Annotated in this window: 23 protein-coding genes and 1 tRNA gene; 8 read left to right on the plus strand and 16 right to left on the minus strand. The window is 58.0% G+C overall.

Annotation, left to right across the window (positions count from 1 at the left end; all coding sequences use genetic code 11):
- The first annotated feature begins 66 nt into the window (after nt 1–66).
- The gene (locus AC1RKH_RS21175; protein WP_493063063.1) at nt 67–792 is read left to right on the plus strand and encodes a 4'-phosphopantetheinyl transferase family protein; all 726 of its coding nucleotides are present in this window, start codon (nt 67–69) and stop codon (nt 790–792) included.
- 144 nt (nt 793–936) lie between these two features.
- Here AC1RKH_RS21175 and AC1RKH_RS21180 read toward each other — a convergent pair whose 3' ends face one another.
- On the minus strand, nt 937–2,547 hold the full coding sequence (locus tag AC1RKH_RS21180; protein WP_493063064.1) for an ATP-binding protein: 1,611 nt from the start codon (nt 2,545–2,547) through the stop codon (nt 937–939).
- Nucleotides 2,544–3,269, minus strand: coding sequence for a response regulator (locus AC1RKH_RS21185; protein WP_493063065.1), 726 nt, complete (start codon nt 3,267–3,269; stop codon nt 2,544–2,546). The genes AC1RKH_RS21180 and AC1RKH_RS21185 overlap by 4 nt, the downstream gene beginning before the upstream one ends.
- 732 nt (nt 3,270–4,001) lie before the next feature.
- On the opposite strand from AC1RKH_RS21185, the gene AC1RKH_RS21190 reads away from it, so the two are divergent.
- Entirely contained in the window at nt 4,002–6,896 is a 2,895-nt protein-coding gene (locus AC1RKH_RS21190; RefSeq protein WP_493063066.1) for a ribonucleoside-diphosphate reductase subunit alpha, read from the plus strand.
- A 308-nt stretch (nt 6,897–7,204) separates the two neighbouring features.
- Here AC1RKH_RS21190 and flgE read toward each other — a convergent pair whose 3' ends face one another.
- From flgE to AC1RKH_RS21220, 6 genes are all read right to left on the minus strand, one after another.
- Nucleotides 7,205–8,533, minus strand: coding sequence for a flagellar hook protein FlgE (flgE, locus tag AC1RKH_RS21195; protein WP_493063067.1), 1,329 nt, complete (start codon nt 8,531–8,533; stop codon nt 7,205–7,207).
- Between the two features lie 31 nt (nt 8,534–8,564).
- Nucleotides 8,565–9,293: a flagellar hook assembly protein FlgD gene (flgD, locus tag AC1RKH_RS21200; protein ID WP_493063068.1), complete on the minus strand. Its 729-nt coding sequence runs from the start codon at nt 9,291–9,293 to the stop codon at nt 8,565–8,567.
- 15 nt (nt 9,294–9,308) lie between these two features.
- Nucleotides 9,309–9,752, minus strand: coding sequence for a flagellar basal body rod protein FlgC (gene flgC / locus AC1RKH_RS21205; RefSeq protein WP_007937507.1), 444 nt, complete (start codon nt 9,750–9,752; stop codon nt 9,309–9,311).
- A 3-nt stretch (nt 9,753–9,755) separates the two neighbouring features.
- Nucleotides 9,756–10,163: a flagellar basal body rod protein FlgB gene (gene flgB / locus AC1RKH_RS21210; protein ID WP_123426802.1), complete on the minus strand. Its 408-nt coding sequence runs from the start codon at nt 10,161–10,163 to the stop codon at nt 9,756–9,758.
- 388 nt (nt 10,164–10,551) lie between these two features.
- Nucleotides 10,552–11,379 (minus strand): protein-glutamate O-methyltransferase CheR, encoded by an 828-nt coding sequence (gene cheR / locus AC1RKH_RS21215; protein ID WP_123426801.1) that lies wholly within the window; start codon nt 11,377–11,379, stop codon nt 10,552–10,554.
- 45 nt (nt 11,380–11,424) lie between these two features.
- Nucleotides 11,425–12,357, minus strand: a complete 933-nt coding sequence (locus AC1RKH_RS21220) for a chemotaxis protein CheV (protein WP_123426800.1) — start codon at nt 12,355–12,357, stop codon at nt 11,425–11,427.
- A gap of 84 nt (nt 12,358–12,441) precedes the next feature.
- Between AC1RKH_RS21220 and flgA the strand changes: the two genes are divergently transcribed.
- The 4 genes from flgA to AC1RKH_RS21240 all read left to right on the plus strand — a co-directional run bounded on the left by flgA (nt 12,442) and on the right by AC1RKH_RS21240 (nt 15,039).
- A complete protein-coding gene (gene flgA / locus AC1RKH_RS21225) occupies nt 12,442–13,203 on the plus strand; it encodes a flagellar basal body P-ring formation chaperone FlgA (protein WP_493063069.1) in 762 nt (253 codons plus the stop codon).
- Nucleotides 13,204–13,354: 151 nt separating this feature from the next.
- Nucleotides 13,355–13,681: a flagellar biosynthesis anti-sigma factor FlgM gene (flgM, locus tag AC1RKH_RS21230; RefSeq protein WP_493063070.1), complete on the plus strand. Its 327-nt coding sequence runs from the start codon at nt 13,355–13,357 to the stop codon at nt 13,679–13,681.
- A 48-nt stretch (nt 13,682–13,729) separates the two neighbouring features.
- Complete coding sequence (locus tag AC1RKH_RS21235) at nt 13,730–14,197, plus strand: flagella synthesis protein FlgN (RefSeq protein ID WP_123426798.1); 468 nt, start codon at nt 13,730–13,732, stop codon at nt 14,195–14,197.
- 95 nt (nt 14,198–14,292) lie between these two features.
- Entirely contained in the window at nt 14,293–15,039 is a 747-nt protein-coding gene (locus AC1RKH_RS21240) for a flagellar brake protein (protein WP_493063071.1), read from the plus strand.
- A gap of 57 nt (nt 15,040–15,096) precedes the next feature.
- Here AC1RKH_RS21240 and AC1RKH_RS21245 read toward each other — a convergent pair whose 3' ends face one another.
- The 4 genes from AC1RKH_RS21245 to AC1RKH_RS21260 all read right to left on the minus strand — a co-directional run bounded on the left by AC1RKH_RS21245 (nt 15,097) and on the right by AC1RKH_RS21260 (nt 20,385).
- A complete protein-coding gene (locus AC1RKH_RS21245) occupies nt 15,097–16,479 on the minus strand; it encodes an MFS transporter (RefSeq protein ID WP_493063072.1) in 1,383 nt (460 codons plus the stop codon).
- Between the two features lie 71 nt (nt 16,480–16,550).
- Nucleotides 16,551–17,792, minus strand: coding sequence for a glutamine synthetase family protein (locus AC1RKH_RS21250; RefSeq protein ID WP_493063177.1), 1,242 nt, complete (start codon nt 17,790–17,792; stop codon nt 16,551–16,553).
- Between the two features lie 299 nt (nt 17,793–18,091).
- The gene (locus AC1RKH_RS21255; protein WP_493063073.1) at nt 18,092–18,784 is read right to left on the minus strand and encodes a sensor histidine kinase; all 693 of its coding nucleotides are present in this window, start codon (nt 18,782–18,784) and stop codon (nt 18,092–18,094) included.
- Nucleotides 18,781–20,385, minus strand: a complete 1,605-nt coding sequence (locus tag AC1RKH_RS21260) for a response regulator (protein WP_493063074.1) — start codon at nt 20,383–20,385, stop codon at nt 18,781–18,783. The genes AC1RKH_RS21255 and AC1RKH_RS21260 overlap by 4 nt, the downstream gene beginning before the upstream one ends.
- Nucleotides 20,386–20,791: 406 nt before the next feature.
- Between AC1RKH_RS21260 and AC1RKH_RS21265 the strand changes: the two genes are divergently transcribed.
- Nucleotides 20,792–21,523, plus strand: a complete 732-nt coding sequence (locus tag AC1RKH_RS21265) for a hypothetical protein (protein WP_493063075.1) — start codon at nt 20,792–20,794, stop codon at nt 21,521–21,523.
- A gap of 54 nt (nt 21,524–21,577) precedes the next feature.
- Here the strand turns inward: AC1RKH_RS21265 and AC1RKH_RS21270 are convergent, their stop codons facing one another.
- The 3 genes from AC1RKH_RS21270 to phnN all read right to left on the minus strand — a co-directional run bounded on the left by AC1RKH_RS21270 (nt 21,578) and on the right by phnN (nt 22,989).
- Nucleotides 21,578–21,814, minus strand: a complete 237-nt coding sequence (locus AC1RKH_RS21270; RefSeq protein ID WP_493063076.1) for a hypothetical protein — start codon at nt 21,812–21,814, stop codon at nt 21,578–21,580.
- A 375-nt stretch (nt 21,815–22,189) separates the two neighbouring features.
- Nucleotides 22,190–22,266: transfer RNA gene (locus AC1RKH_RS21275), tRNA-Arg, on the minus strand.
- 114 nt (nt 22,267–22,380) lie between these two features.
- Nucleotides 22,381–22,989: a phosphonate metabolism protein/1,5-bisphosphokinase (PRPP-forming) PhnN gene (phnN, locus tag AC1RKH_RS21280; RefSeq protein WP_493063077.1), complete on the minus strand. Its 609-nt coding sequence runs from the start codon at nt 22,987–22,989 to the stop codon at nt 22,381–22,383.
- A gap of 370 nt (nt 22,990–23,359) precedes the next feature.
- On the opposite strand from phnN, the gene AC1RKH_RS21285 reads away from it, so the two are divergent.
- The gene (locus AC1RKH_RS21285) at nt 23,360–23,686 is read left to right on the plus strand and encodes an Arc family DNA-binding protein (RefSeq protein ID WP_003178899.1); all 327 of its coding nucleotides are present in this window, start codon (nt 23,360–23,362) and stop codon (nt 23,684–23,686) included.
- A gap of 165 nt (nt 23,687–23,851) precedes the next feature.
- On the opposite strand, the gene mgtE is transcribed toward AC1RKH_RS21285, so the two are convergent.
- Nucleotides 23,852–25,294, minus strand: a complete 1,443-nt coding sequence (mgtE, locus tag AC1RKH_RS21290) for a magnesium transporter (protein WP_493063078.1) — start codon at nt 25,292–25,294, stop codon at nt 23,852–23,854.
- Between the last annotated feature and the right edge of the window lie 297 nt (nt 25,295–25,591).

Genomic DNA, 25,591 nt, shown 5'->3' on the forward strand with positions numbered 1-25,591 from the left:
AGCTCCTACGATGCGTAGGTTTAAGCAAGGCTATCCAGCTCTTGGTCAACCCGGCAAAATGCCGGGATGAACCCGCTCCCCGCTCTTCCCGCCTGCTGCACGCCGCTCGACGCCCACTGGCCGTTGCCTGACGTGCTGCCCGACACGGTGCTGCTCAGCACTCGTTTCGATCCGTCATTGCTGGCGTTCGACGACTTCCAGCGCAGCACGATCGAACCGCCCCCCAGCATCCAGCGCTCGGTCGCCAAACGTCAGGCCGAGTTTCTCGCAGGGCGAGTGTGCGCCCGGGCCGCCTTGCGGCAACTGGAAGGTCTGGACTGCATTCCGGCGATTGGCGAGGATCGCGCCCCCGTATGGCCGGCGCATATCTGTGGCTCGATCACTCACAGCACCGGCCGGGCCGCGGCCATCGTTGCACACACGACACATTGGCGCAGTTTGGGCATGGACCTGGAAAACCTGCTCGACACCGAACGTGCCGAGCGTCTGGCCGGCGAGATCCTCACCCCGCCCGAGCTTGAACGCATGGCCGCCGGCCCTCGTGATCAGTTGGCACTGTGGGTGACCCTGACCTTTTCGGCCAAGGAAAGCCTGTTCAAGGCGCTCTACCCCATCGTGCAGAAACGCTTCTATTTCGAACATGCCGAGGTGCTGGAGTGGAGCGACAGCGGGCACGTGCGCCTGCGCTTGTTGACCGATCTCTCCAGCGAATGGCACTACGGCACGGAACTGGACGCACAGTTTGGTGTGCGCGATGGACAGTTGTTGAGCCTGGTCAGTATCAAGGCCTGAAGAGTTTCAGTGCCTATTCGACCGTCATCGCGAGCAAGCTCGCTCCCACACTGGATTTTCGGTGTACACAATATTTGTGAACAACACAGATCAAATGTGGGAGCGAGCTTGCTCGCGATGAGGCCCTTACAGAAGGTAAAGATCTCAGGGCTTCTCCTGATTGCGTGGCCAGCTCAGGCTGAAACATGCCCCACCCAGGTTTTTACTCTTGCTGATCAACGCTCGGCCGCCATGCCAGTGAACGATCCGACGCACGATAGACAATCCCAGACCGTGCCCGCCGGACGCCCGGGTGCGGCTGTCATCCAGACGCAAAAACGGCGTGAAAATCTTTTCCCAGGCACTTTCCGGCACACCCGGCCCATCGTCTTCGACATCGACGCGACAACGCTGCTGCCCCACCTGATAACTGATCGACACCTGGGACTGGGCATGACGCATGGCGTTGCTCACCAGATTCTGCAACGCCCGATGCAGGTAACGCGGCTCGGCCTCGACCCAGGCGTCATCGCAATCGGCAGCCGACAGACACAGGCCGCGTTGAACTGTCACGTTAGCGCGTAACGGCGCCAGTTCGCCGATGACCTGATTGACCAAGGCATCCAGATCGACGCGCTGGAAGTTCAGCGCCGGCGAACCCTGCTCCAGCCGCGCATACGTGAGCATCTCGTCCACCAGGCCGTCGAGGTCCTGAATATCGTGGTCCATGCCCTCCAGGTATTTCTCCCGCGCCTGTGGCGTGTTCGCCGTGCTGATCATCTCCAGGCCAAAACGCAGCCGCGCGACAGGCGTGCGCAGCTCATGGGACACCGCGCGCACCAGTTCACGCTGAATCGCCAGCAATTGCTGCAAGTGCTCGGCCATGCCATTGAACGCCGCGGCCAATCGTCCCACCGAGTCCGCCCCACGTGCCGGCACACGGGTTTCCAGGCTGCCTTTGGCGATCCGCGTGGCGGCCGACTCCAGACCTCTCAAGCGGCGTTCCAACTGACGCACCAACAAATAGACGATCAACCCGATCAGGCTCAGCCCCAGCGCTGCAATCAACACCAGCCACTCCGGTGGATAAGGGTTCATCTGATACAGCGGGCCGATTTCCAGTACCCAGGGCGTACCGACCATCCCGGCAAACACCCGGATCGAGTCACCACCCTTGCCCAGCGCCATCACCGTGTCGCCTTCAGAAACCCGACGGCTCTGGTCTTCGTCCATATCGGCCTGATCGACCGTAATCAGTTGCAGCTCGAAGCCAAACCCCTTCTCCTTCTTCAGCGCCTCAAGACGCTTGGGCTGCTCGACCACCGGATAACGCACCAACTCATCGGCCAACAGATAAATCGTCGCCCGCGCCAGTTGCTCGCTGATCTGCTGCACTTCCCCCGTCAGAACCAGCTGTTCTTTATCGCTGACCAACCGGTAGACCTTCGCCGCGTGCGGGCCGGTCTGTTCGACCAATGCCTGGCCGTGCAGCACCCGTGTACGCTGGCTCAGGTCGAGGTCGGTTTGGGCGAAGGTTTGCAAGGTCAAGGGAATGCCCAGCAAACGCTCCCACACCAGCAACGCGCGATGACGTTCGGTCTCGTTCATTGGTTGCAGATTGTCGGCCATCAAGGAAAACGTGCCATGGGCCAGGCGTTCGCGGTATTGCTCGCTGCGCACCTGATTGAGCAAGTTCAAGGCCAGTACGCCGAGCACCGCCACCAGAATCAGCGCGGCGCACATGCCGCCATAAATGCGCAGGAAGATCGAGTTCACAGGGGCTGGTCTACACAGGCTTCAGGAACGAACAGGTAACCCTTGCTGCGAATGGTCTTGATCAGCCGCGGATGGATCGGGTCATCACCGATCTTCGGCCGGATCCGCGAAATGCGTACATCGATCGAGCGGTCCTGACCGTCGTAACCGATGCCTCGCAGCGCAGTGAAGATTTCTTCGCGGGACAGAATCCGCCCGGCGTTGGCCACCAGCAGCCAGAGCAGATCGAACTCGGCACTGGTCAATTCGATGCCGTTGTCATGCAGCCACGCTTCACGCAGGGCGTTGTCGACGACCAGCGGGCCGAACTGCAAACGACGGAGTTTTTCCGGTGCCGCAGGCTCTGGTACTTCGCTACGTCGCAACAAGGCCTGGATCCGCGCCAGCAACAAACGCGGGCGCACCGGTTTGCACACGTAGTCGTCGGCGCCCATGTCCAGACCCTGGATCTGGTCCATGTCGTCAGTGCGTGCGGTGAGCATCAGGATCGGCCCGTCGTAGCGATCACGAACCTTGCGGCAAATCGTCAGGCCGTCTTCACCGGGGAGCATCAGGTCAAGGATCACCAGGTCCGGTTGCTCGGTAATGATCCGCGCCGCCGCCAGCGCTCCATTGCCTTCTATGGTGACCCGCAGACCGTTGCTTTCCAGGTACTCACGAGTCAACTCGGCCAGGCGCTGGTCATCCTCGACAATCAATACCTGCCAGGCTTCTTGCTCCACGGGTGACCTCTTTGCCGAACACTATTAAAGGAAGGATCCACTGGTCTTTTTGTAATGATTGAAGTGGATAAGACTGCGTATGCAGTGACCGATTGTAGCAATGCCTCCCCTTGAGAACACAAGCTGGCAAATGCGCTCGGTAACTGCGTTTTTTTGTGATAGGGTTCGCGCCCGCAAAAATCCGCCCCAGGCTATTTTTCAGGGCGAAATTCTATGACAAACGGTCTACCCCAGCAGGGTCGCGGCCTACACGCTGATTGGCAGTTTCATACACATTTTACGCACAGCTTTATCCACAGGTAGTACGTTGCAATCACCCCCCCAAACGCATTATCTTGTAGCTCGCGTTCAAAAAAACCCTACATGTAGGGTTTTGCACGAAAAACCAAACACAAATCAGACAAGAAACTCAAGTGCTTTTCTTGCATGTTTTTGGTTGAACCAAACGCATTTTCAGAAGCCCAAACCGCACCTGCGGATGGCGACTGTTTTTCAGCCCCCAACGGCGAAAACGGTACGGGTGTTGCAGTCAATAACTGTCGCCCAAACGGAATTCGGTTTTCGGCCCCAGGCTTGAGACCAAAGACTTCGGCAAGGAAGCGGCGCTCAACAGCCCCCTTCCTGACTGTCCCGAAGTTGTTATGCCCGGCGCTTGCCGGTTGTAGTGCTTCAGGACGGAACGGTGGGCACCTTCATGGTGCCCAAACAAACATAGAGAACGTGGAGACACCCATGCAAACCGACACAACTCGCGAGAACCCGCAGGGCACCGCGCCGATGGCCGCTGATTCGAATTCGGATCTGTCCGCCACCGCGCCAGGCCAACTGCGCGTGATCAAGCGTAACGGCACTGTCGTTCCTTACACCGATGACAAAATCACCGTCGCCATCACCAAAGCGTTTCTCGCAGTTGAGGGCGGCACTGCTGCTGCCTCGTCGCGAATCCACGACACCGTTGCCCGCCTGACCGAACAAGTCACCGCGACCTTCAAGCGTCGCATGCCATCGGGCGGCACCATCCACATCGAAGAAATCCAGGACCAGGTCGAGCTGGCCCTGATGCGTGCCGGCGAGCAAAAAGTCGCTCGCGACTACGTGATCTACCGTGACGGCCGCTCCAAGGAACGCGCCACCCGCGCGCCTGCCGAGGAAGCGGTACAGGCTCACCCGTCGATCCGTATCACCCGCACCGACGGCACCTTTGCTCCACTGGACATGGGCCGCCTGAACACCATCGTCACCGAAGCCTGCGAAGGCCTGGAAGAAGTCGACGGTGACCTGATCCAGCGCGAAACCCTGAAGAACCTCTATGACGGCGTGGCACTGACCGACGTCAACACCGCACTGGTGATGACCGCCCGTACGCTGGTTGAACGTGAGCCGAACTACTCGTTCGTGACCGCACGCCTGCTGATGGACACCCTGCGCGCCGAAGGCCTGAGCTTCCTGGAAGTCGCCGAAAGCGCGACTCACCACGAAATGGTCGACCTGTACGCCAAGGCCCTGCCTGCCTACATCGCCAAGGGTATCGAATTCGAATTGCTGAACCCGGTCCTGGCCACCTTTGACCTGGAAAAACTCGGCAAGGCGATCAACCACGAGCGCGACCAGCAGTTCACCTACCTGGGTCTGCAAACCCTGTACGACCGTTACTTCATCCACAAGGATGGCGTGCGTTTCGAACTGCCACAGATCTTCTTCATGCGCGTGGCCATGGGTCTGGCGATCGAAGAGAAGAACAAGGAAGACCGTGCGATCGAGTTCTACAACCTGTTGTCGTCCTTCGACTACATGTCCTCGACGCCGACCCTGTTCAACGCCGGCACCCTGCGTCCACAGCTGTCGAGCTGCTACCTGACCACCGTGCCGGATGACCTGTCGGGCATCTACCACGCGATTCACGACAACGCCATGTTGTCGAAATTCGCTGGCGGCCTGGGCAACGACTGGACTCCGGTCCGCGCATTGGGCTCGTACATCAAGGGCACCAACGGCAAATCCCAGGGCGTTGTACCGTTCCTTAAAGTGGTGAACGACACCGCTGTCGCCGTTAACCAGGGTGGCAAGCGCAAAGGCGCTGTCTGCGCTTACCTGGAAACCTGGCACATGGACATCGAGGAGTTCATCGAGCTCCGCAAGAACACCGGTGATGACCGTCGTCGTACCCACGACATGAACACCGCCAACTGGATCCCTGACCTGTTCATGAAGCGCGTCTTCGATGACGGCAAGTGGACCTTGTTCTCGCCGTCCGAAGTTCCAGACCTGCACGACCTGACCGGCAAGGCCTTCGAAGAGCGTTACGAGTACTACGAAGCCCTGACCGAGTACCCGGGCAAGGTCAAGCTGTTCAAGACCATCCAGGCCAAAGACCTGTGGCGCAAAATGCTCTCCATGCTGTTTGAAACCGGCCACCCATGGCTGACTTTCAAAGACCCATGCAACCTGCGCAGCCCACAGCAGCATGTTGGCGTGGTTCACAGCTCGAACCTGTGCACCGAGATCACCTTGAACACCAACAAGGACGAGATCGCCGTTTGCAACCTGGGCTCGATCAACCTGCCGAACCACATCGTCAACGGCAAGCTGGACACCGCCAAGCTTGAACGCACCGTGAACACCGCCGTTCGCATGCTCGATAACGTGATCGACATCAACTACTACTCGGTGCCACAAGCGAAGAACTCCAACTTCAAGCACCGTCCGGTCGGTCTGGGCATCATGGGCTTCCAGGACGCTTTGTACCTGCAGCACATCCCTTACGGTTCCGACGCTGCCGTCGAGTTCGCCGACAAGTCGATGGAAGCGGTCAGCTACTACGCGATCCAGGCTTCCTGCGACCTGGCTGACGAGCGTGGCGCTTACGAGACGTTCCAGGGTTCGTTGTGGTCCAAGGGCATCCTGCCGCTGGATTCGCAACAGATCCTGATCGATCAGCGTGGCCAGAAGTACATCGACGTTGACCTGAACGAATCCCTGGACTGGGCACCGGTGCGTGCTCGCGTACAGAAAGGTATTCGTAACTCCAACATCATGGCCATCGCACCGACCGCGACCATCGCCAACATCACCGGCGTCTCGCAGTCGATCGAACCGACCTACCAGAACCTCTATGTGAAATCGAACCTGTCGGGCGAATTCACCGTGATCAACCCGTACCTGGTTCGCGACCTCAAGGCTCGCGGTCTGTGGGACTCGGTCATGATCAACGACCTGAAGTACTACGACGGTTCCGTGCAGCAGATCGAACGCATCCCGCAAGAACTCAAAGAGCTCTACGCGACCGCGTTCGAAGTGGACACCAAGTGGATCGTTGACGCTGCCAGCCGTCGTCAGAAGTGGATCGACCAGGCCCAGTCGCTGAACCTGTACATCGCCGGCGCATCGGGCAAGAAGCTTGACGTGACCTACCGCATGGCTTGGTACCGTGGCCTGAAAACCACTTACTACCTCCGCGCCCTGGCCGCGACCAGCACCGAGAAGTCGACCATCAACACCGGTAAGCTGAACGCTGTTTCCAGCGGCGGCAACCACGGTGACGACTCGGTCCTGGCCGCTCCGGCAGGTCCTGCTCCAGTGCCGAAGGCGTGCGCCATCGACGAGCCGGATTGCGAAGCTTGCCAATAAGCTGAGCCAGTAAGCGCCGCAAGGCGCTTATCTGAAACCCCCGATGAGTCCTCTGGATTGATCGGGGGTTTTCTTTTGTCTCCAGGAAAGCGGTGACCGTACTGGCCCCATCGCGAGCAAGCTCGCTCCCACAAATGATCTCTGGTGTTTACAAATAGTGCATTCACAGGAGATCCAATGTGGGAGCGAGCTTGCTCGCGATGGGGCCAGCACAGGCAACCAGAACCTCAGCTCCTGACAAAAATCCCGGCCACAAAAAAGCCCCTCTTGCGAGGGGCTTTCTGTGAAGCGCTATCAACCAACCAACATCAGGTCATCTGAATGATGGTCTGCATGATGGTGCTTTGGGTCGAGATGGTCTTGGCGTTGGCCTGGTAGTTACTCTGCGCCTTGATCAGGTTGACCAGCTCATTGGTCAGGTTGACGTTGGACTCTTCCAGGGAGTTGGACTGAATCGAACCCAGCGTACCGGTGGTTGGCGCGTCATAACCCGGGATACCCGAGGCGAACGTCTCTTTCCAGCTGGTACCGCCTACGGCTTGCAGGCCTTGCTCGTTGGTGAAGCTGGCCAGGGCGACCTGGCCGATCGCCTTGTTCTGGTTGTTGCTGAAGTTGGCGAACAGGGTGCCGGTGCCGTCGATGGTCAGGTTAGTGATTTCGCCCGTGGCGTAACCGTCCTGAGCCGGGATGGAGCGAGCCGAATCAGCGTTGAACTGTGTGGTGTTGTTCATCGAAATGGTCGTGCCGCTAGCGCTTGGTGCCGCGCCGTTGGCCGCCCACACACCGTTGGTGACAGTACCCGGCACCCAGCTGGCCAACGTCACGGTGTTGGTTGCGTTAGGTGCCGCAGGCGTCGCCGGTGGTGTTGCCACCGAGACCAGTTTGCCAGTCGTATCGAACGTCATGGTCGTAGCAACCGGGGGGGTGACTTTCGGGTCGCTGCCAGTGGCATCCGGGTTGCGACCGTCTACCAGGGTGTAGGTCTTCCAGGTGTTGGCACCGGTCTTCACCATGTATTGATCCATGACGTGCGAGTTGCCCTGGCTGTCATAGATCGGCGTACTGAACGATTTGGTATAGGTGGCGAGGGTGCCCGGGTCGAATTTGTTAGCCGGGAGCGTGTCGTCAATCACCGGAGAGGTCGAGTTCAGGTTGATCGTCGAGGACACGGTCGAAGTCGGTTTTGGTGCCAGGTTCGAGGTATCGATTTTCAGGTCGGTCAACACACCGTTGATGACTTTGCCGTTGGCATCGACACCGTAACCCTGCAAACGGGCGGTTTGATCGGTATTGGTAACGAAACCATCCTTGTCGACCTTGAACGTACCAGCACGAGTGTAGGACGTCGAACCGTTATTGCTCAGGGTAAAGAAGCCAGAGCCGTTGATGGCCATGTCCAGCACGTTACCGGTGTTGCTGATATCACCCTGGGTAAACTGCTGGGAAACGTTGGCCAGGCGCACGCCGCTGCCAACGACTTTACTGCCGTTACCCAGCTTGGTCGCCGAGTAGACATCCGAGAATTCTGCACGGGAGGACTTGAAACCGGAGGTCGCGACGTTGGCAATGTTGTTGCCGGTCACGTCCAGTTGTTTGTTGGCTGCATAGAGACCGCTAAGGCCGATATTGAAAGACATATTCCACTCCTTTATGCCGCGTTAGCCGGCTCTATATACCAATGGTTTGAACTTTGGACAGGGCGATAGAGCCCAGACCTGCGAGGTTGAGCATCAACTCGCCGCCGGTTTGACTGATGGTCACGCTGTTGACTGTCGCTGGCAGGTAGGTGGCCAGATCGGTCGCCGTGCCATTGACCGGAGCATTGGCCTTGAAGGTGTACGTGCCCGCTGGAACCAAAGTGCCGCTACTGTCCTTGCCGTCCCAACTGAAGCTGGCGCTGCCCGCAGGCTGGCTGCCCAGATTGAGGGTTCTCACGACATTTCCGCTTGCATCGCTGATCTTCACCGTGCCATCGGAGATCGACGATGCCAGGTTGACCGTACCGGTCAGCCCCTTGCTCGCATCGCTGATCTGGGCAGTGCCGGTTTGCGCAATCACCGAACGGCCAACCAGGGAGGAAGCCTGCAAGGCCTGGGAAGAGTTGAAATTACTGGCCAGGGAACTCACGGTCGTATTGAGGGAAGTGATCCCTTCAAGGCTGCTGAACTGTGCCAGTTGAGCAACGAATGCGCCGTTGTCCTGCGGCGAAAGCGGATTCTGGTTCTTCAGTTGCGTCACCAGCAGTTGCAGGAACGCATCCTTGCCCAACGCCTTGCTGCCGGTCGCGCTTTGGGTTGCCGCCGCAAGGCTATTGCTGGTCGAACTGCTGGTCTTGACCGAAGAGTTCGCCAGCAGATCGGTCATGCTCAGGCCGCCGGTGGAATCGGTAACGCTCATAAAAATCGCCCCTTATCACTGACCGAGGGTCAGGACCTTCTGCATCATGGTTTTGGCGGTATTCATCATTTCCGCGTTGGTCTGGAACGAACGACTGGCGGAAATCATGTCAGCCATTTCCTCAACCACATTGACGTTGGGGTAATAGACGTAACCCTTGGCGTCAGCCGCTGGATGGTTCGGCTCGTAGCGTGCCTCGAGGTTGCTTTGATCTTCCACCACGCCGAGTACTTGCACGCCCTGACCCGCAGCATCCTGGTTCTGGAACAGCGAATCGCTGCCACCGGACTGGCCGCCCTGGAACATGGTGGCGAACACCGGGTGACGGGCACGGTAGGTCTGATCGATGCTCGAAGAGACGGTCTCGGCGTTGGCGATGTTACTGGCGACGGTGTTCAAGCGAGTGGTTTGAGCACTCATGCCGCTACCGGCAATGTTGAAAACACTGGACAGAGACATGGGTTACTCCCCGCGCAGGGCTGATACCAACCCTTTGAATTTGCTGTTGAGCAGCGTGAAGCTGGCCTGGAAGTTGACCGCGTTTTCCGCGTAGTTCGACTGTTCCAGTTGGGCGTCCACGGTGTTCTGGTCAATCGACGGTTGCATCGGCGTGCGATACAGCAACGACTCGTCACCACTGCTCAGGCCTTGGGCTTCGATATGACGGCTATTGGTCATGTTCAAAGCGAAAGTGCCGTTCTTGTTCTTGTCGTTCTGGGCGGCCAGAACCGACGAGAAGTCCAGATCCCGAGCCTTGTAGTTCGGGGTATCGGCGTTGGCAATGTTGTTGGCCAGGACTTCGGCACGCTGAGCGCGGAAGCCCAGGGCTTGTTCGTGGATACCGAGCGCTTTATCGAAGCTGATGCTCATGTCGGAAACCTTTGGGTGACCTGATTTTTCGTAACAGGGTTATAGCAAGCCCCGTGCCAGCTTATAAAACCCCATGAACCGGGGCTTTGCGGGTGGCGGCAAAGCGGCAATGCCAGAAAAGCGGCAACGGATTTCCGGCGCCTGCCGCTTTTCTGCCGCTTGTCACGGCTCGGGAGAACAACACCGGCCCCTGTGGGAGCGAGCTTGCTCGCGATAACGGTGCGGCAGGTTGCATTGATGTCGACTGATACGACGCTATCGTCGGAACGCCGCCCGGAGCAAGCTCGCTCCCACAGTGGACCGTGCAGATCATTGGTGATTGTCGGGCAAAAAAAAACGGGAGCCCCTGAGGACTCCCGTCTTTTATGCAGTACCGACTACCGGCCAATCACTTCGCCTGGTAGATGATCCCCGGGCTGCACTGGACCATCTGGTAATGATCCGGCAAACCGTTCAATGCTTCGGAAGCCCCCAGGAACAAATAACCGCCCGGCTTCAACGTGCTGTGAATACGCATCAGGATGTCTTTCTTCACTTCAGCAGAGAAGTAGATCAGCACGTTGCGACAAAACACGATGTCGAACTTGCCGAGACTGGCGTAGCTGTCCAGCAGGTTGAACGAGCGGAACTCTACCCGGCTCTTGATCGGCGCCTTGATTGCCCAACGCCCCGGCCCTTTCGGATCGAAGTAACGTTGCAAGCGCTCCGGCGAAAGACCGCGACCGATCGCCAGGCTGTCGTACTCGCCGGTCTTGCAGTTGGTCAACATGGTCCCGGACAGGTCGGTGGCAACGATCTGCACCCCCATCTTCAACTGACCCATATTGACCCGCTCGAACTCGTCGATCGACATCGACAGCGAATACGGTTCCTGTCCGGACGAGCAAGCCGCCGACCAGATCCGCAGACGCTGGCCGGGACTGGCCTTGATGGACTCGGGCAGCACTTTGTTCTTCAGGACTTCAAACGGATAGGTGTCGCGAAACCAGAGGGTTTCGTTCGTCGTCATCGCGTCCACCACCATCTCGCGCAAACCACTTCGCGGCTGGGTCTGAATGCGCTGAACCAACTCACCCAAGGACTTGATGCCTTGCTGTTCCATCAGTTTGTTGAGACGGCTCGACACCAGATACTGCTTGTTTTCACCGAGCAAAATGCCACAGGCTTTTTCCAGGAAGACCCGGAACTGTTCGAAATCCAAATTACCCGTAGACAATGATGCCGCCTCTTAAATCGTGTTGAACGCCAGGAGCGAAGGCCACTAGCTGTTGTCTGCTGCTTTGATCCGGTCGACTACCCGGGATGCCAGGTCATCAGGACGGAATTTGGCAAGGAAGTCATCAGCTCCGACTTTCTTCACCATCGCCTGATTGAACACACCTGACAACGAAGTATGCAGGATGATATGGAGCTTTTGCATGCGAGGGTCGCTGCGGATCTCGCTGGTAAGGGTGTAACCGTCCATTTCGGGCATTTCGATGTCGGAAATCATCATCAAAAACTCTTCTTCCGGCTTCTTGCCCTCGTCGACCAGTTTGCGCAGGTAATCCAGCGCTTGCCGACCGTCGTTCAACGCAACGACTTCAACCCCCACTGTCTGCAGGCATCGCGAGACCTGCTTGCGTGCCACCGACGAGTCATCGACCGTCAGCACTCGCAAGGAAATCGCCTTGTGCTGGGTTTCGGCATCGATCACGCCAGCCGAAATCACATCCGACGTCGGCGCCACTTCCGCCAGGACCTTTTCCACGTCGATGATTTCGACTAACTGATTGTCGACTCGAGTCACAGCGGTCAGGTAATGATCGCGACCCGTGCCCTTGGGCGGTGGATGGATCTCTTCCCAGTTCATGTTGACGATCCGCTCGACCGACCGCACCAGGAACCCCTGGGTCTTGGTGTTGTACTCCGTGATGATGACGAAGGGATTGCTTTGATCCTGCAACCCGCCTGAGCCGGTCGCCATTGCCAGATCCAGAATCGGAATGGTTGCCCCCCGAATATTCGCCACGCCGCACACGACAGGACTGGACTTGGGCATCAGGGTCAGTTTGGGGCATTGCAGCACCTCCCGAACCTTGAACACGTTGATCCCGTAAAGCTGCTGGCCGTCGAGACGGAACAACAACAGCTCCAGGCGATTCTGCCCTACCAGTTGCGTGCGCTGGTTTACCGAATCCATTACACCAGCCATGCCCAGACTCCTACACCACCAACGCTAAGTGTGTTGCGACGCACATTCATCACTAAACGGCACGGCGCTTGCTTTTTAACTGTTATGAACGCAAAAACGACATTTTCCCGACGCCTGACATCAATGTGCCGCAAATTCCTCGGCGCTTTGTCAGCCGTATGCCTGTTGAACGCTGGCAGCCCTGCCTTTGCTGACCCGGTTACCTTGCCTGATCTACTTATCGGCGTCACTCAGGGCTTTCTTGAATTCACCGTAGAAGACTATTTGGCCACCAGTCAAACCGAAGGGCGCTACGAAATCGAGGTCAACAAACTCGACCCGCGCATGCACATGCCGGCGTGCGACAAGGAATTGACAGCGACACTGGAAAGTCCGGCCAGGCCTATAGGCCGGGTTACGGTGAAAGTCCGTTGCGATGGCGCCTCCCCCTGGACGGTCTTCGTACCCGCTCAAGTCCGCCTGTTTCGCGCGGTCGTCACGACCACTCGCCCCCTCAATCGGGCCGGGATCATCGAGCCTCATGACGTGACATTGCGTGAGCGCGATATCAGCCAGATCAATCAGGGATATCTGACGAACGTCGATCAAGCCATCGGACAAAAACTTGCCCGACCAATGGTCACCGATCAGGTCATTACCCTCGTTCATCTGGAGCAGGCAGAAGTCGTGCGCAAGGGCGATCAGGTAGTCATCACCGCCCGCAGCGGCACGCTCAGCGTGCGAATGCCTGGCGAAGCGCTGTCCAATGGCGGTCTGAACGAACAGATTCGGGTCAAAAACCTCAACTCCCAACGGGTCATCAAGGCGCAAATCATGGCCCCGGGCCAGGTGGAAGTCTCCATGTAGATTACTGGCGCACAACCGTCCTGTTCCCTAAACTGTGCCTCACGCAGGGCAAATACCGACGCGCCCGAGCTCATCACTTATTGAGCCTAAAGTTTTTCCGGGTATGGCCGAAAACATGGCAAGCGTCCAAATTCCCAGAGGTTTTTTTATCATGGTCATTGATTTCAGCCGTTTAAACAGCTCCCCCACGCTCACCAGCAGCACGCGTACCAGCGCCAACAAGGAAACCGGTGATGCCGGCAAATCCGCGCCGCTGAGTACCTCGACCGAACAGGTCGGTGCCGCCAAAAGCGGGGAATCGGTACACCTCAGCAATGAGGCTCAACAGTTGCAGAAGATCACTGACAAGCTGCGCGATCAGCCTGCCGTTGACAACGCCCGCGTGGCCGAGTTGAAAGCAGCGATTGCCGACGGCAGCTATAAGGTCGACAGCAACCGTGTAGCCAGCAAACTGCTCAACTTCGAAGCCCAGCGCTAGCCAAAGGCCTGCGCCAGGCTTTTGGACGCTTAAAACCCAAGGCCAGCCATGCACGACACTAATTTACTGCAACTGATCACCGATGACTTTGCTCCAGCTCAACAGTTGCTGGAGCTGCTGAAGACAGAATCCCTCGCCTTGCACGGCCGTGACATGCCGCTGCTCGAAGACATTCTGGCGCAGAAACAGGCACTGATCATTCTGCTGGAACAGCATGGCCGCAAACGCAGCGAAATTCTCGCGAGCCTGAACCTTCCTGCCAACCGCGCAGGTCTGGAGCAGTTCGCCGCTCACTCAAGTATTGGCGATCAGTTGCTGACCCAAAGCGATGCTCTGACCCAACTTCTTGCAGATTGCCAAGCCGCCAACGAGCTCAATGGCCGCTCGATCCAGGTGCAACAAGCCACCACCGCCAATCAGCTGAAAATCCTCAACGGTGGCGAGCCTCCGACCCTTTATGACGCTCGCGGATCAACCGCCATGCTGGTGAAGCCGCGCGCGCTCAGTCAGGCTTGAACTCATAAATAAGCGCGCTCTATCAAGCCGCGAAACATGCTGGCAGAATGCTAGCTCTTGCGTGTGATCGTATTCTGTCTGGAGATTGATAAACCGTGTTCAACGCCTTAAGCGCGGAAGATGCTCCGCAGCCACCCAAGGTGCTCAGCACCCCGTTGGAAATCACCGGCAACCTGCGGATGCTGCAAGAGAGCCATGATCCCCTGATCATCACGTTCCACGAACGCAGCCAGCGCTTTCAGAGCTACCTGATCGATATCGATCGCGACAGCAACATGATCGCCCTCGACGAAATGATCCCTCGCGATGGCGAACGCTTCCTGCTTGCTGGCGAAGCCTTTCGGGTTGAAGGCTTTCATGATGGCGTACGCATTGCCTGGGAAAGCAACGGCACACTGACCATCGACGAGTCCAACGGTGGCCGCTGCTACCGTGGCACGCTGCCCGATGAAGTGGTTTATCACCAGCGTCGCAACGCGTTTCGCGCAGCGTTGAAACTGGCGCAACTGGTGAACATCGAACTCGGTGGCGAAAAGCTCAAGACGCCCGTCAAAGGCAAACTGCTGGACATCTCGGCGACGGGTTGCAAACTGCGCTTTGAGGGCGACATTACCAGCGGGCTTCAACTGGGTCAGGTCTATGAACGTTTCATCGCCTCCCTGCCCTTCGGCAGCATGACGGCACCGGTCGAGCTGCGTTATCTGCATCACGAAGAGAAAATCGACACCACCTTTGCCGGTGTACGCTTTCACAACATGAGCGGACTGGTGCAGCGTCAGGTCGAGCGTTTCGTCTATCAGTTGCAACGCGAAGCACGCCGCTTCGACAAAGACGATCTCTGATCCACACGTTTGAAAAAACGGGCAGTCCCTTTCGGTGACTGCCCGTTTTTTTTGCCTCTAAGGTCTGGCCTCGGTAAAACTTTGCGGATGCTCCGGCCCGGAGTCGTCAGACTTTGTGTCCGCTGCCTCGTCTGCATCCACCTTTCCATCCCGCTCGGGATACGGATCAGGACTCGCACCATTTTGCATCTGATCATGCACAACCTGCTCATCGACTCGTGGATCAAGTGCGGCCACCAGTGGTGAGCTGGACATGCTTTCGGGCATGGCCACGTGATGCAGCGGCGCATCATCCACCTGATGCAGGTTGGTGACTGCTTTCGGTCGGATTCGCCATACCAGCACCAATGCAAAGAAGCTGAAGAATGCATACAGCATCTGGCTGCCGAACAGCTTCATCAGCACACCGGCCATCAGCGGCCCGATGCTCGCCCCCACCCCATAAGTCACCAGCAGCATGGCCGTCAGCGATACCCGCCGATCGCTCTCGACGTGGTCGTTGGAGAACGCAACCGCCAGCGGGTACAGGCAGAACTGCATCAATGAACACAGGAAACCTGCCATAAACAGCACCTCAAGCGGCACCTGCGGCATGATCGCCAATGGCAACGCCGCCAACGCCAGACAAAAGGCAAAACTGCGGATCAACAGCGCCCGATCATAACGATCCGACAACCAGCCCAACGGCCATTGCACCAGCAACCCTGCAAAGATGCAGCACCCCATGAACAGACCGACCTGCTCAGTGGAAAGCCCTTGCTGGGACGCGTACAAAGGCGCCAGACCATAGAACGCACCGAGGATCAGTCCGGCACCGAGTACCGTACTCAGGGACTGCGGAACCCGCTTCAAAAAGAAGCGCGGCTCCATCGGCGCCGGGTGCAAGGGAGCCGGGTGAATGCGCCGGGTCAGAGCGACCGGCACCAGACACAGTGCAAAACACAGCGCCACCAGCATCAGCAGCTCCAGCCCCAGAGACGGGTGCATGACCAGAATCAACTGACCCAGCACCAGCCCCAGGTACGAAGCGATCATGTAGCCGCTGAACACCACCCCGCGCTGCTTGGTATCGGCCTGCTCGTTCAGCCAGCTCTCGATGACCATGTACTGGCACATCATGCCCAGGCCCACAATCATCCGCAGCACCAGCCAGGCCGGCAGCCAGTCGATCAGCCCATGCCCCAGTACTGCCGCGCCGACGATTCCGGCACAGGCCGAGTAGGCTCGAATATGACCGACCCGGGCGATCAACCGGTGGCCGATTTTCCCACCCAGCACCAGGCCGAAGTAGTTGGCCGCCATCAGCGCACCGACCCACAGACTGTCGACATGGTCCGCCGCCAGGCGCAAGCCCAGGTAAGTACTGAGGAGGCCGGAGCCGATCAACATCATCAGCGAGGCGAAATAAAGCGCTCGAAAGGATTTCCAGATTTGGCGCATCGGCGTTCCGAGCGGCTCCTTGCAGTGAGTATCGGGCTACCGTCAACGATAGCCCGACGGCGACGGATCGGTTAGGCCTGGGCTGCTAAAACGCGCCGCTCCCAGGGAGTGATTTCATCAAGGAAACTGGTCAACTCCATGGTCTTCGAAGCAATGTAGCCTTCGATGAATTCCTTGCCGAACAGTTCCTTCGCCAATTGGCTACGTTTCAGACGCTCGAGAGCCGCATGCAAGGTACAAGGCAACGACAAACTTTCCGGCACCTCAAACTCGCCCTGGATCGCCGGTGTCGGTTCCAGTTCGTTTTCGATGCCATGCAGCCCGGCCGCCAGGCTTGCGGCAATCGCCAGATACGGGTTGGCGTCGGCGCCGGGCAGACGGTTCTCGACCCTGCGCGCCTGCGGTGAACTGGCTGGAATCCGCAAACCTGCTGCCCGGTTGTCATGAGACCAGCAGGCGTTATTCGGCGATGCGTAAGGATGGCACAGACGCTGATAAGAGTTCACGTTCGGCGCAAACAACGCAGTGAAATCCGCCATACCCGCCTGCTGACCACCGATGAAGTGACGGAAGATTGCGCTCGGCTGTCCAGCGTCATCGCTGAACACATTCCGCCCCGTGCCGATCTCGACGATGCTCTGGTGAATGTGCATCGAGCTGCCCGGCGTATGCGCCAGTGGCTTGGCCATGCACACCACGGTCAGATGGTGCTTGAGTGCCACTTCCTTGAGCAGGTGCTTGAACAGGAATGTCTGGTCGGCCAGCAGCAGCGGATCGCCGTGCAGCAGATTGATCTCGAACTGACTGATACCCATCTCGTGCATGAAGGTATCGCGCGGCAAACCGAGGGCTGCCATGCATTCATAGACTTCATTGAAGAACGGACGCAAACCGTTGTTGGAGCTGACACTGAATGCCGAATGACCTTCCTCGCGACGTCCATCCAGCCCAACCGGCGGCTGGAATGGCTGGGTCGGGTCGGTGTTCGGCGCAAAGACAAAGAACTCCATCTCGGTCGCCACCACCGGCGCCAGACCGAGCGCCGCATAACGGGCGATCACCGCTTTCAACTGGCCACGCGTCGAGAGACGCGAGCTTTCCCCGGTCAACTCATCAGCATCGCAAATGGCCAACGCGCGCGGCTGCTTGCTCCAGGGCAGACGGTGAATCTGTTTCGGATCGGCATTGAGCGCCAGGTCGCCGTCGTCACTGCCGTAAAACCGCGCAGGCGGATAACCGCCCATAATGCATTGCAGCAGTACGCCACGCGCCATCTGCAAACGCCGCCCCTCGAGAAAACCCTCGGCGGTCATTACCTTGCCGCGTGGCACGCCATTGAGATCCGGAGTGACACATTCAATCTCATCAATGCCCGTCAATCGCTGCGCGAGTGAACGCTGGCCATCGGTCGTCATGACTCTATCCTTGTAGTGCGCAAGCCGCGAACGGCGACGTGTACAAAATAGGCACCAGCCGTTCGGAATATCAAGCACTGGCACATAAAAATGTAGGAGCTGCCGAAGGCTGCGATCTTTTGATTTTTGCGTCCTTGATAACGACGGAAGATCAAAAGATCGCAGCCTTCGGCAGCTCCTACAGAAGTTGTGCTCGATTAGGGCAGGTAAAGACTGAACAATCCGCCGCCCAATGGGCCGCCATTTCGGATTTCGGTACGCCCGTGCTCACCGTTGCGCTGGTGCAGTTGTGCAATGCGCGCGGCGAAGTACAGGCCAAGGCCGGTGCTGCCGCTGGCCGGGTTAATGCCCTGCACGTAATCCGCCTGACGCTCGATCATCGGGGCCGGGAACCCCTCGCCGTCGTCATTGATCGTCATTACCAACTGCCCGGTTTCTTCACCCACGCTGATCAACAGCGAATGCCGGGCATGACGAATGGCGTTGTTGATCGCGTTGGCCAGCACCGTTCCAATCAGCTCCCGATCGAAGAACCCGAGAGGGCTCAGGGGATCGACCTCATAAGTCACCAGAATGCCGCGACTCTTGAACACGTCCTGATGAGCCGCCAACTGCGCTTCGATGAAATCGTCCAGCTCGTGATAGTCCGGACGCAGCGGCAACTGATTGACGCCGAGCTTGTAGAGCCCCAGCAACTGCACCAGCATTCCGTTGAGGTGAGCGAACTCATAGTCGATCACACCCTGCTCGGCGGTTTGCTGCTGAGCATCAGGCAAACGCGCAAGCCACTGTCCGTGGGCTTGCATGAGCATGGCCAGGGAGTTCTTCATGTCGTGCACGGTGGAGGCAATCACCGTGGAAAAGTCGAGCCCCTCATCCGTACTGTTCATTCGCCAAACGCCTTGCTTCGCAGCTTCTGATAACGCGGATAACGCGCGTCGCTCTCGGGCATCATGCCCACCATTTTCAGGCACGTGCGGCACTCTTCCAGCAGCGCTGCGTCGAGGTTGGCATCGGCCCCATGTAACAGCGATTGCGCCATGTTGAGCGCAATACTGATGTTCTTCGGCTGCAACAACAGTGCACCGCGGAAAAGCTCCCGCGCCTCGGGGAGCGCACCCGCCTTGTAACTGCGAACGCCCTGGCGGTTGAGATCTGCCGCCGCATTGCCGGAGTTGAGAATCGCCGGGTCGTCGGTCTGCTTGGCGATGCCCTGCATTACCACCGGATCGTCACCGTAAATCTCTGCGCAGTTTTTCAACATCGAATTGCCGGCGTCTGCCTGCCCCAGCATCTTCAACTGCTTGGCGACCAGCAGCGCCGCTTCGGCGCTCATGAACTGCTCCATGCCATCCAGACGGGTCAGTGCCTGCTCCGTCAGCTTCTCGGCGGTTTCGGCATCATTGAGCAGCAGGCTGGTGGCTTTCATCAAACGTGCCCGGATCTGCAACCCCGGATCGTTGATGTTTTCCTTGGCAACGGCGCTCAGGGTCTGGTTGATCTCCAGTCGAGTGCGGGTATCCAGACCTTTTTCGCTACCTTTGCTGATGAGTGCATGCGCCAGACCCAGATTGCTTTCCGGGTCCTTGAAGCGTGACTGTGCGCCTTGCGAGACCGCCTGACGATAGGCTTTCGCCGCACCTTCGAAGTCTTCGTTGGTCATCGCCAACTTGCCCAGCAACGACTGCCTGCGCACCGCCAATGGCGACAATCGAACGGCTTCTTCCAGCACATTCTGCGCAGCCTTGGTGTCGCCTTCAGCGACCAGCACTTCGGCCAGGCCGTCATACAGCGCCGGCATCATCGGGAACGTCTTTAGCGCCTTTTCATAGACGGCCTTTGCCTGCGCGATCTGACCACGTTTGAACATCAATCGCCCCAGACCGACATAGGCCCAAGGCAACGGGCGATCCGCCAGAATGCTGTTGTACAAGCGCTCCAGCGCCTCATTCTGATTCATGTCGCGCAACGCATCGGCACGGTAGCGCAGGCACAGCGGCGAATAACGCGGGTCCTGCTTGCACAGCGCAATACAGGCATTCAGCACTTCAACAGGATTGCCCCGATCCAGCGCCTGCAGGATCGGTTTGAGCAACGTCTTGCGCTGCTCCAGTCGCTCCAACCGCTGGGCCAGACCGGCGCGGTTGAAAGGCTTGGTCAGATAAGCATCCGGCTCATGCTCGAGCGCACTGAGCACCATCGCCTGACTGCTCTCGGCAGTGACCATCAGAAACACGCTTTCGTGGCTGATCAGCTTCTCGACCATCAGGTCTTCGAGAACCTGTTGACCGTTCTTCTTGCCATCGCCAAGGTGATAATCCTGCAGGATGAAGTCGTAGCGCTTCTGCGCACACATGCGCAGCGCCACCTCGCCCGTGTCGGCAGTGTCGACATCCTTGACACCCAACTCACGCAGCATCGACCTGACCGAACTACGGAAATCCGAGAAATCATCGACGATCAAAAAGCTCTTTTGGTGGTACGCCAGCATCGAAGATTCCAGGCAATTAAGAAGGTGAACCCAAAGACAAATGCAGGGACCAGCTCAAACTCGCTGCCCATTGAGGCGTCGCGCAGGACAACGGCCCATCGGGTTATCGGCCGTTTGTGGCGTTCCCTTATAGGTGTCGGCAAACAATTGTGGGTTTACCTGGATGCCCTTCAAAAAAACCTCAAAAAGCCCTGGGTATGACTGACCCGCTTCAATCTCTTCCCCGCCCTGTTGCAACTGCTAAGCTACGAGTTGGCAGCGCTCAAGCCGATCCATGGGCGGCCGTTGAACGTGGCGAGCGACAGCCGGCAAGCTGCAGGGAGGCAGGCCGAAGGTGATCAAGCGCATTGGCAATTCGAGTTTGGAGACTGTGCCCGAGCCTCTCGGCCGGGAAGAGGTGGAGCAGGTGCTGAGGCGTCTACTGACCAGTCCGTTGTTTGCCAAGTCGAGCCGGATGGGCAGCCTGCTGCGGTTCCTGGTCGAGCACGACCTCCAATGCTCGGACACCCCTCTCACCGAGCATGCCATAGGCATCGCGGTGTTTCGTCGCGACCCGGCGGTCTACTGCACCAGTGACGATCCGGTGGTGCGGGTGCAGGTCGGCCGGTTGCGACGCAAGCTCACCAGCCATTACGCCACCCTTGGCCAGCAGGATCCGGTACGCCTGAGCGTGCCGCCCGGTTGTTATCGGCTGGCGTACGAGCGACTCAGGCCCAGGAGGACCGTCACACGCCACCCTGTCCTGCAGATCCTGCCGTTTACCTGCATCACCCGCCATGGCGACGACTTTACCCGGGGCTTGTACGAAGAATTGAGCTGCAGGCTGTTCGAGTCGTTCGAACAGATGCTGCCCCGTGCGAACCATGTGCTGATGAATGTGCCACGCAGTAGCGTAAAAGCACCATCCCAGGGACGGGCGGGACGAGGCAGCTACTCCCTGGAGGGCAGCGTGCGAGTGGAAGCCGCTCGCGTCCGGGCCTCGGTACGCTTGATCGATGTCGCTCAGGGCCACATTCGTTGGTCAGCGCAGTTCGATCGCAATAGACCCTATGGCATCGCCACCCAAGAGGATCTGGCCGAGTCCATCTGTCGGTCGCTAACAGGCTACTTCGCCCAAGGTGGCAGTGACGATTCCTGAACGGAAGGGGCAACCGCCGGATTGCCCCCCCGGTGTGGCGGTTACACCGTGGCCTCAACTCACCAGGACATCAGCCCAGACAAAGTTCCAGCTGGTTCGCTTGCCTTTGGCGATCTGGATCAGCTTGTTCTCATACACCGTGTGATTGACCGTGCCGGTATAGGTCAGGGTTCGGCTGGCGTTGTTTCCAGTCACCACGCCCGGCGTGCCACCGGACTCGACCATGGCTTTTCTCAGGTCGGCTTCCGACGGGGCGCTGCTCTGGTTTTTTTCAACGGTTACGAAACTCATGGTGTCACCTCTTCCGTGATTAGGGGATCAGTGGACAACAGGGCCCACACGCACTCGCGTCCCTGCAAACACACTGATGGCACTACTTTATTGGCCTGTAGAACGTTGCAGAAGTGACAACACGCCCGGGAAGGTAACAGTCTGGATTCGACCTGTATCAGGCAACGTAGCCGATACGTATCAGCCAGTCGCGAGTCGACTTGGCGCGAATGCCCAGGATGATGATGGCGAGCTGTATCTGTCAGCCCCTTAAATAGAATAAAAAAGCCCCGCCCGGTTATCGCCCGGCGGGGCTTTCTTGACCTTCTGCTGCCACCCTGCTGCCACGGAGAAAATGATCTGCCAGGAAAGTGGTTGAAGAGGCCCGATTTATAGTGGTGTCCCAGGGCAGGTTCGAACTGCCAACCTTCCCCTTAGGAGGGGGATGCTCTATCCAATTGAGCTACTGAGACACAGGCCGGCCGCAAGGACATGCGGCGCGATGGACGGCGTGCATGTTAACGGGCAAGCCCGGTTTTGTCATGTCGTCTGTAGGCTTATTAAGTGTAGGCAAGCGCCGGCTTCGATCACAGACTCGGATTCGATCCGTTTTTTGCGCTGACACCCTCCCGCGTCAGTAGAGTCAGCAAGTTATCGACCGCAGTGGAAAGCTCGCCAGAATTATCCAGCTGAAAAATCCCCTCTGCGTGATCCTGGGCATCCGTTGAAAACTGGGCATTGCGCTCAAGTCGGGCTTCGATTTCCTCAGCGCTCTCGCGCCCTCGCCGCTCAAGACGTTTGCGCAGGGCATCGGTTTTGACCGTCAGCAATATGGGCAACAACGTCGGATAACGCGCCATAGCTGCAGGGAGATGACCTCGTGAGCCGTTGATCAGTACATGGCGGCCTTCACTCAACCACTGGTCGATCTCTGCGGGAATGCCGTAATCGAGCCCATTGGCATGCCAGCACAGCGCAAAACCGCCCTCGCGCCTCATCTGAGCAAATTGCGCCGTAGAAACACCCAAAGCGTCTTCGCCGACCGACTCAGCCGACCGGGTAATCACCCTGCGCGCCACAACGCAATCGAGGTGAAGCAGAGAATCGCGGGCGGCGTCGATCAGGCTGTCCTTGCCGGAGCCGGACGGCCCCATCACGTAAATAAGTCTGCCGCGTGTCCCGATATCATCTCGCATTACATGTTCGCCCTAGTAAATCGGCCATTTGCCACTATTCTGTATCAGGTAAGGAACGAAGATCGTATCCGCATAGCATGCACGTTCAGGGGCGCTCAAGCACCCACCTGACGGCAAAGAGGACGCGGTCAGATGTACGGGCCCGGTAACTGTTTTCAAACCAGTCCGCATTTCTGATAATTGGTGCTGGCATAACGCCTGCTTCCAGTTCAATATTTGTCACAGAATTGACGCCAATGATCTGGCAATTTTGAGGCATGATGCGGGCCTCTTATCAATTCAGGTTGAACATTTGGTCACGAAGCTTGTCCTACATGACATCCTGCGGCCAATTCCGAGAACCGCTCCCCTGAACTAACCGGTTAAATATATGCGCCCATTGAAACAGGCAATTTATTCCAGCCGTACGGCTGACAAGTTCGTCGTACGTCTGCCAGACGGGATGCGTGAACGCATTGCCGAGGTGGCTCGCAATCATCATCGCAGCATGAATTCCGAGATCATCGCGCGCCTGGAGCAGAGTCTTATTCAGGAAGGCGCGCTGGGCGAAGAATTGAGCATGCGCCTGGACAGCCCCGAACTGTCACTGCACGAACGCGAACTGCTTCAACGCTTCCGCCAACTCTCCCACCGCCAGCAAAACGCACTGGTATCGCTGATTGCCCATGACGCCGAAATGGCCGCAGACGCTTCCTGATTACATCCCGAAAGTTCAAGCCAGCCATGTGCTGGCTTTTTTTTGCCTGAAATTCAGGCAATCGTTTTCTCGACGACACGTCCAGTTGCCATCGAGATTACGCTAATAGATTGAAAAATGAAGGTGCGCGGCCTGCTGGTTTGAGCAGCACCGCGCAATAGAAACTCAGAGCAGGAAGATTGTCGCCAGCCCCAGGAAGATGAAGAAGCCGCCGCTGTCGGTCATGGCCGTGATCATGACGCTCGCCCCCATTGCAGGGTCGCGTCCAAAGCGCGCCAGGGTCATCGGAATCAAGACCCCCATCAACGCTGCCAGCAACAGATTCAAGGTCATGGCAGCAGTCATCACCACGCCCAATGACCAACTGCCGTACAGCAGGTAGGCCACCACGCCGATTACCCCACCCCAGACCAGGCCATTGATCAAACCAACCGCCAGCTCCTTGCGCATGAGGCGCGAGGTATTACCAGTACTGACCTGATCGAGCGCCATGGCACGAACGATCATGGTGATCGTCTGGTTGCCGGAGTTACCGCCAATACCGGCAACGATCGGCATCAACGCTGCCAGGGCCACCAGCTTCTCGATAGAACCCTCAAACAGCCCAATCACCCGCGATGCCACAAACGCGGTAATCAGGTTGATCGCCAGCCAGGCCCAGCGGTTGCGCAGGGACTTCCAGACTGACGCAAAAATATCTTCCTCTTCACGCAGACCCGCCATGTTGAGAACTTCGTTTTCGCTCTCTTCACGAATCAGGTCGACCATTTCATCGATGGTCAAACGACCAATGAGCTTGTCGTTCTTGTCGACCACCGGGGCCGAAATCAAGTCATAACGCTCAAAGGCCTGCGCAGCATCGTAAGCGTCTTCATCCGGGTGAAAACTCACCGGGTCGCTGGCCATGACTTCCGAGACTTGCTTGTCTGGATCGTTGACCAACAATCGCTTGATTGGCAGCACACCTTTGAGCACGCCGTCGTAGTCAACCACGAACAATTTGTCGGTATGACCCGGCAGCTCTTTGAGGCGACGCAAGTAACGCAGAACCACTTCCAGACTGACATCCTCGCGGATCGTCACCATCTCGAAGTCCATCAATGCACCGACCTGCTCCTCGTCATAGGACAACGCGGAGCGAACGCGCTCACGCTGTTGGCCATCAAGGGTTTCCATCAGCTCGTGGACGACGTCTCGCGGCAGCTCGGGGGCCAGGTCAGCAAGTTCGTCGGCATCCATCTCCTTGGCCGCAGCCAGGAGCTCGTGATCGTCCATGTCGGCGATCAGGGTTTCACGAACCGAGTCGGATACTTCGAGCAGGATGTCGCCGTCGCGCTCGGCCTTGACCAACTGCCAGACAGTCAGACGCTCGGCGAGCGGCAAGGCTTCAAGGATGTAGGCAACGTCGGCGGAGTGCAGATCATCGAGTTTGCGTTGCAGCTCGACGAGGTTTTGCCGGTGGACGAGGTTCTCGACCAGATCGTGATGATGACCTTCCTGGCGATGAGTCAGGTCTTCGACTACCCGCTGGCGCTGCAGCAGCTCAACGACTTGAGCAAGGCGGTCTTGCAAGCTTTCTTGCGTTTTCTTTACTTCAACTTCAGTCATAGGCGAACTCCACTCCCAGCAGCGGGGCACGCCGGAAGGATCAATCAGTCAATTCATGATTGGTAAAACGGGATACTGAGTAACTACTGGGTAAGTCCATGGAGGTATTCCACAAGCCCCGGCGGGGCTGACGGGCGCAATCATACACCCCCCGAGGGTTTTAAACGTTAAAAAATCCAGCCTGAAACAAGCGCTTGCGAGACGAACCTGAGCGCTGTCCGCATTCATGAAACTGCGACGACTCATCCTGAAAAGAAAACACACCACCGCTGCAAAATGCAGTGACTACCCTTGATC

This window comes from Pseudomonas sp. GW822-FHT06B12, assembly GCF_058799675.1.